This window comes from Mucilaginibacter sp. P4_D1 (genome assembly GCF_056401935.1).
This window is the reverse complement of the sequence record NZ_JBFUIJ010000009.1, coordinates 181,088-187,826: the sequence shown is the minus strand read 5'-3', so window position 1 is coordinate 187,826 and position 6,739 is coordinate 181,088. Positions and strand designations below refer to the sequence as shown.

Sequence of the window (6,739 nt, the reverse complement as noted above, 5' to 3'; positions counted from 1 at the left end):
ATAAATGGTCATTTGCTAACGTAGCCGGTCTTATCAGGCAACATCTTGGAACTTATATCGATCTGATCAACTTCCTCGTAAATCCTGAAAAAGCAATTATAGGATATAACAGCGAAGTAAAAAGCTACCAACTAACACTTTTTAAAACCTAAAAAGGGGGCTTTGTTTTAATTGTCGCCGTTAAATATCCCTCAATTAAACACAAATGACCTTTTTTTCTCCTTTTTTATGTTTATCGGACAACAGTGATTCTTAACTCTTGATTCTATTTTACCACCCCCATGCTCAGCAATCCATTATAAACGCCGCCGGTTTCAACCAACAGGGTTTGGGTGGTTATGGTGCCGGTGATTTTGCCGGTGGCCCGTATTTCAAGGGATGAGGTTTGGATATCACCAGTTACTGTACCGTAAACTACAATCTCTTTGGTAATAATATTACCGGTGATAACGCCTTTTTCGCCAAGGATAAGGCCTTCATCAACTGTAACATCACCGGTTACCTGTCCGTCAATGCGGGCAAATGCCGGGGCTTTAAAATTGCCGCCAATTTCGCAGCCTTCACTTATCAGGGTTGATATGGATTGCAAATCGAGCGATACTTTATCTTTTTTACCGAAAATAGCCATAGTTACGTTATAGGTTGTACGTGATAAGTTTTACGTTTTGCATAAACAGGAAGCAAAAAAATATTGGAACGTATTACGTAAAACGTCCAACGTAAAACTCACTTGTTCAGTGTTAAAAAATTAACCGGGTTTACGGCTTTGCCGTGCCTGCGTACTTCGTAGTGCAGGTGCGCGCCGGTTGAGTGGCCGGTTGAACCAACAAGGCCAATCTCATCGCCAAGGTTTACTTCCTGCCCTACTTTTACTTTTATTTTAGATAGGTGCCCATAAACAGTCTGGATATCGTTAATATGCTGAATGCGGATGCAGTTGCCATAACCACCGGCCCAGCCTGCAAAAACAACCTTACCGCTTGCGGTACATTTCACCTCGTCGCCACGTTTGCCTTTAAAATCAATACCGGGATGAAATTCTGCGCTTGCACTGTCGAAAGGGTCGCTGCGGTACCCAAAAAACGAGGTAAATGAACTGATGCGGGGGTAGCCCATGGGGGTAAATGCAATGGTACCCATCAGGTGGTTAAGGTAATCGTTATACAGCGAGTATACTTCGCCATCATTTAACTTTTTACCTTCGGTGTTGTTATCGCCGCCAATTCCTTTGGTACTAAAGCCTTTTAAGCCCCTGCGGCGCAGGTAATCATTAATTGTTTTCAGTTTAACTTCAATCGATTGGATGTAACTTTGCGCGCTGCCTTGTTTAGCCTCGGCCGGCGCTGCCACCTGAGCAGGTACTGTGCCTTTTAATTTTACTATCTGGGCCATCAGCGCCTGTTTTTCAACTTCCTGCTGCTGGTTTTGCCATCTTAAATAAATAATGCCTCCTACCAAAACCAGTACAACCGACAGGATGCCAAGCGCGTAATGTTTAAGATTGTTAAGGTGTTTTGTTTTAATTTGTAAAGACCGTGTAGGCTGCTGGTTTTTATTAATAACAACAACGGTACTGATATCAGATGTCTTTTGTTTCATCAAAATCATAAATTAGGGTTGGCAATATAACGATAACATTGAATAAATCAATAGCCATTATAAACAAACGCCTTACGGACTGATGGTTATAATAAAGCTACATCGTCAGCATATTGTTATTATTGCGTTTTTTAAACGTATAGTGTTAATCATTTCTTATTTTTGCAGTTGATAAAAATTCAAAAAAAATAAACATACCATGTATCCAGAATATTTAGTTGCCCCCATGCGGGAAGATTTAACCAGGGTTGGTTTTGAGGAGTTGAAAGATGCCGAGGCAGTAAAAAACGCTATTGAAAGCGAAGGTACTGTATTTGTTATGGTAAATTCAGTATGTGGTTGCGCTGCCGCAAATGCACGCCCTGCCGCCAGGATTGCCGCCGCAAATGGAAAACATCCCGATAAATTAGTTACCGTTTTTGCAGGTATGGAAAAAGACGCCGTAGATGCTGCACGTAACTATATGTTGCCTTATCCTCCATCGTCACCGGCTATGGCTTTGTTTAAAGATGGCAAACTGGTACACATTATTGAGCGCTACCAAATTGAAGGCCGCCCTGCCCAAATGATTGCCGATAACCTGATTGGCGCTTTTGAGCAATACTGCTAATTTTAGGTGAAAGCCGAAAGGTTAAAGGCGAAAGGTAAAAGCTGAAAGGTTAAGGATGGTAAAGTCCACAATATTTTAAGCCTGCAAATAAAACGTTAAATAAAAAGCCCGGGAGATTTCAAATCCTCCGGGCTTTTTATTTTAATTATCTGCACATCTGTAATTTGAAATCTGCCCATTTTAAATCTGTCTTTTTTCATTCTCAAATCTTCAAATTACCAAATTTTCAAATTCCTTTCATCTGCACATTTGAAATCTGTAATCTGCACATTTAAAATCTGTCCTTTTTCATTTTCAAATTTTCAAATTACCAAATTTTCAAATTCCTTTCATCTGCACATTTGAAATCTGAAATCTGCATATCTGAAATCTGTCTTTTTTCATTTTCAAATCTTCAAATTACCAAATTTTCAAATTCCTTTCATCTGCACATCTAAAATCTGTCCTTTTTCATTTTCAAATCTTCAAATTACCAAATTTTCAAATTCCTTTCATCTGCACATTTGAAATCTGAAATCTGCACATCTATTTGGCATCGTTGATCTGTTTAATTGCATCTTCCGCCACTTTCACTGTTGCATCGTCATGCAGCTGCGCACGCTTTTCTTTAATGCTGGTTATAAATTTAATCGCGGGATCGCCAATACCCTGTGGTTTATATTTTATGCCAAAATCTTTAATCTGGCTGATGCCTTGCTGGGCGTACTCTGGTTTTTGAACACGACCTGCCATAGCGCTAAATTTATCGAGGGCGTTATATTTAGCTTGTGGCGCGGCTTCGTCAAATTGCTTGTACACAAATGCCCATTGGGCATCAGTTCCGCTGGTGGCGTAAACATCCATCATGGCTACAGTAAGGCCGCCTTTGTTATCAGCTTCATAATTTTTTGCCAGGTTCATGGCCAATGCCGGGTCGAGCAAATTAATGGCATTTAACGCAGCACCCTGTACAGCATATGACTGGCTGCTTAGTGCCTGTTTAAACAAATTCATATTACCTGATGCTTTAAGGCTACCCAACGCAGCGATAGCCTGGGCCTGCACCAATGTATTATCATCTGTTTGCGCCAGCTTGGCCAAAATAGGCTGCGCCGCGTTACGGATGGCATCATTATCCAGCTTAATTGTACGGATGGCTTTATCGCGCAAACCGTAATACTTATCATTCAAAGCCGCAATCAGAACTTTTTGCGCGTCTTTTTCGCCTTGCTTATCGGCAACTGCATTAATGGCTTCCAACCTATCCAGGTAAAGCGGCGCATTAAAATACTGGAAAGCAAATTCCTGCAAGGTTTTATGGTCAGTCTTTTTAACCAGCAGTATTTTATCACCATCAACATTCACCAGGTCGGGCTTTGATGCCAGTTTGAAGGTAAGCGTATCATTTTGATTGTTCATCCAAACTTTATGACGTATTTTTTTGCCACTTGCGTAAATATCAATAGCCATTGGCAGTTTAAATATCTGCCCGTCCTGGCTCTGCTGCAGGTAAACGGTTTGGGTTTTGGTAGCATCGTCCCATTTATAGCTAATGTCCAGTATCGGATGGCCGGCACCATAATACCATTGATTAAAGAACCAATTCAAATCCAGCCCGCTGGCTTGTTCAAGGGCTAAGCGCAATTGCTGAGCTTCGCCATTTTTAAAGGCATTGGTGGTCAGGTAAATATTCAGGCCTTTATAAAAAGCCTCGTTGCCTAAATAGTTGCGCAGCATATTTAATATGCGACCGCCTTTTTGATAGGTAACCACATCAAAAACATCCTCCTTATCGGCGTAATGAAAGCGCACCAGGTTTTTGGTACGTGCATCTGGCGAGCGCAGGTAGTTTTGCATATCAATATAGTTATGCTCGTCGGCTACATCGTGGCCATATTTATGCTCGGCCCAAAGTGTTTCGCTAAAATTGGCAAATGATTCGTTTACTGTTAGGTTGCTCCAGCTTTCGGCGGTTACATAATCGCCAAACCATTGATGAAAAAGTTCATGCACAATTGTGCTGCGGCCATCGTCATAGTAGGCATCTAACAGTTCGCGGTGGGTACCTTGCACATAAACGCCATGCAGGGTAGCAGATGTATTTTCCATTGCTCCGCTCACATAATCGCGAACCACAATTTGCGAGTATTTATACCAGGGATAATCAACCCCTAGTGTTTTGGAGTAAAACTCGATAGCCTCGGGTGTCATCCCAAAAATTTCTTTGGCGTACGGTGCATACTTAGGCTCCAGGTAATAGTTTACCTCTTTGTTGCGCCATTTATCTTTATAGATCTTAAAATCGCCAACGGCGATCATAAACAGGTACGGTGAGTGTGGCAAATCCTGTTTCCAGGTATCAGTTCGGGTACCATCGGCATTGTTTTTTTGCGATACCAGTTTGCCGTTTGATAGGGTTACGTATTTTGATAGCACCGTCATGCTAATCTCTTCGGTAGTTTTTTGGCTTGGCTTATCAATAGTAGGAAACCATGCCGATGAGCTTTCGGTTTCGCCCTGCGTCCATATTTGGGTTGGCTTATCCTTTTCTGTACCATCCGGGTTAATAAAATATAAACCTTTGGCATCGTTAATAGCTGCGCTGCCTTTTACTTTAAGCTCATTCGGTTTGGCCGTGTAATCAATGTAAATGGTGTAGCTTTCGTTATTACGGTAAACTTTATCCAGTTTAATAGCCACGCTCAAACTATCCTGATAAGTAAACTTTAGCGGTACGTTTTTACCGTTTTTTACAACAGCAATGGTTTTTAAGTCCATGCCTTTGGCATCTAAACGGAGTGTATCGGTAGGATAAAAATGTGGTTTTAACGTAACCCATTCCTTGCCGTACATATAACGTTTTTTGTAATCGAACCGAACATCCAATTTGGTGTGCACCAAATCGTTAACCTTACGGGGTGTTTCGCGGTAAATTTTAAGTGCGGGGTCTTCGGGCTGGGGCGTTTGCTGGGCCTGTGATGATGTAAACGTGGCAGACAAAGCCGCGGAAAGCAGTAGTGTAGATAATAGTTTCAAATCAGTCATATATGGTAAATAGTAAACAAACAGCAGCGAATGTATTATAAACTAATACACCCGCCGGGGGCAAAAGGTTTTGACCCTTAACGCACGTAAGACGCCCGGTACATATTAATGTTACCGTTACAAGAATTTATTTACCGTTATAAGCTGTATATTTTCCCCTCTTTCATGATAAAACTTACGTTTTTCATCGCTTTTATATCAAGTAAGGGGTCGCCGTCAACCGCAACAATATCGGCCGATTTCCCGTTGGCTATACTGCCAATTTTTGAGCTCATGCCCAGCAGATCTGCGGCGCTGCTTGTTGCCGATTTTATAGCTTCCATCGGCGTCATGCCACCTTCAACCATGTACTGAAATTCAATGTAGTTTTTACCGTGTGCGTATACTCCTGCATCGGTACCAAAGGCAATTTTCACCCCGGCTTTATAGGCTTTGGTAAATGTTTGTTGTATCTGGGGGCCTATTTCAAGGGCTTTACGGGCAATTACCGACGGAAAGAACCCAGGGATACGGGCAGAATCGGCAACCGATTTTCCGGCGATGATGGTGGGCACATACCAGGTGCCGTACTGCTTGGCCAATTTAATATCTTCATCATCCATAAAGGTGCCGTGTTCTATCGAAGTTACGCCACCCAATATGGCCCTTCGTATGCCTTCGGCGCCGTGGGCATGGCAGGCCACTTTAAGTCCATAATCTTTGGCTGTTTCCACAACGGCCTTTATTTCGTCAATGCTGAACTGCGCACCGGATCCATCCTCGCTTAAATCCAATACCCCGCCTGTAGATGCTATTTTGATTACGTCAGATCCGCGTTTAAATTGAAGCCTTACAGCTTTTATCAATTCGTCCCTACCATCCGCCACACCTTCATCGGGCCCTGGGCGGTGGTTAAAAGCATCGTCCCTGAACCCATCCGACGGATCCATATGGCCGCCACTGGCTGATATTGCCCTGCCGGCAGTTATTACCCTGGGCCCGTCAACCAAACCCTGCCTTATTGCCTTGCGCAGGCTTATGTTTACGCCTGAGCCACCAAGGTCGCGCACCGTAGTAAAGCCCGCCATGAGTGTGCGTTTGGCAAATACCGATGCCTGGTAAGCAATATCGGCATCGGTTAATGTAAAACCCTGGATAGCCGAATTTTTATTAAACTGAGATTCAAGATGTACATGGCAATCAATTAGCCCCGGCATTACCGTTTTATTTTGCAGGTTAACAATCTTGTCTGTTCCGGTTCCCGATGTATATCCTTTTTGAATATCGACAATGGTTTTGCCTTCAACCACTATGGTTATTTGGGTTTGCGCTGCCGATGAGGTTCCGTCGATCAATTTTCCGCATTGGATGTAAGTTTTCTGGGCCGATGCGGTTTCTGCAACAAAAAGAAGAAAAACGATGAGGATGATTTTTTGCATATAAAGATGGGTTACCGTTACTTAAGCTAAAATATGATTATTTTTCACAAATCTGTATAGCTATTTCCCGACGGGTCAATCTGTACGC

Annotated in this window: 5 protein-coding genes; 1 reads left to right on the top strand and 4 read right to left on the bottom strand. The window is 42.6% G+C overall.

Annotation, left to right across the window (positions count from 1 at the left end):
• Positions 1 to 265: 265 nt before the first annotated feature.
• Positions 266 to 628, bottom strand: coding sequence for a bactofilin family protein (locus AC1DV1_RS11245; protein WP_477358838.1), 363 nt, complete (start codon positions 626 to 628; stop codon positions 266 to 268).
• Between the two features lie 98 nt (positions 629 to 726).
• Positions 727 to 1,599: a peptidoglycan DD-metalloendopeptidase family protein gene (locus AC1DV1_RS11240; RefSeq protein ID WP_477358835.1), complete on the bottom strand. Its 873-nt coding sequence runs from the start codon at positions 1,597 to 1,599 to the stop codon at positions 727 to 729.
• Between the two features lie 199 nt (positions 1,600 to 1,798).
• On the opposite strand from AC1DV1_RS11240, the gene AC1DV1_RS11235 reads away from it, so the two are divergent.
• Positions 1,799 to 2,209, top strand: a complete 411-nt coding sequence (locus AC1DV1_RS11235) for a BrxA/BrxB family bacilliredoxin (protein ID WP_477358832.1) — start codon at positions 1,799 to 1,801, stop codon at positions 2,207 to 2,209.
• A gap of 525 nt (positions 2,210 to 2,734) precedes the next feature.
• On the opposite strand, the gene AC1DV1_RS11230 is transcribed toward AC1DV1_RS11235, so the two are convergent.
• The gene (locus tag AC1DV1_RS11230; protein ID WP_477358829.1) at positions 2,735 to 5,233 is read right to left on the bottom strand and encodes a M1 family metallopeptidase; all 2,499 of its coding nucleotides are present in this window, start codon (positions 5,231 to 5,233) and stop codon (positions 2,735 to 2,737) included.
• 137 nt (positions 5,234 to 5,370) lie between these two features.
• Positions 5,371 to 6,651 (bottom strand): metal-dependent hydrolase family protein, encoded by a 1,281-nt coding sequence (locus tag AC1DV1_RS11225; RefSeq protein ID WP_477358826.1) that lies wholly within the window; start codon positions 6,649 to 6,651, stop codon positions 5,371 to 5,373.
• Positions 6,652 to 6,739: the final 88 nt, after the last annotated feature.

What these genes read in the sequence shown, in the direction of transcription:
- AC1DV1_RS11230 (WP_477358829.1), bottom strand. Translation starts at nt 5,233, where the DNA reads ATGACTGATTTGAAACTATTATCTACACTACTGCTTTCCGCGGCTTTG.
- AC1DV1_RS11225 (WP_477358826.1), bottom strand. Translation starts at nt 6,651, where the DNA reads ATGCAAAAAATCATCCTCATCGTTTTTCTTCTTTTTGTTGCAGAAACC.
- AC1DV1_RS11235 (WP_477358832.1), top strand. Translation starts at nt 1,799, where the DNA reads ATGTATCCAGAATATTTAGTTGCCCCCATGCGGGAAGATTTAACCAGG.
- AC1DV1_RS11245 (WP_477358838.1), bottom strand. Translation starts at nt 628, where the DNA reads ATGGCTATTTTCGGTAAAAAAGATAAAGTATCGCTCGATTTGCAATCC.
- AC1DV1_RS11240 (WP_477358835.1), bottom strand. Translation starts at nt 1,599, where the DNA reads ATGAAACAAAAGACATCTGATATCAGTACCGTTGTTGTTATTAATAAA.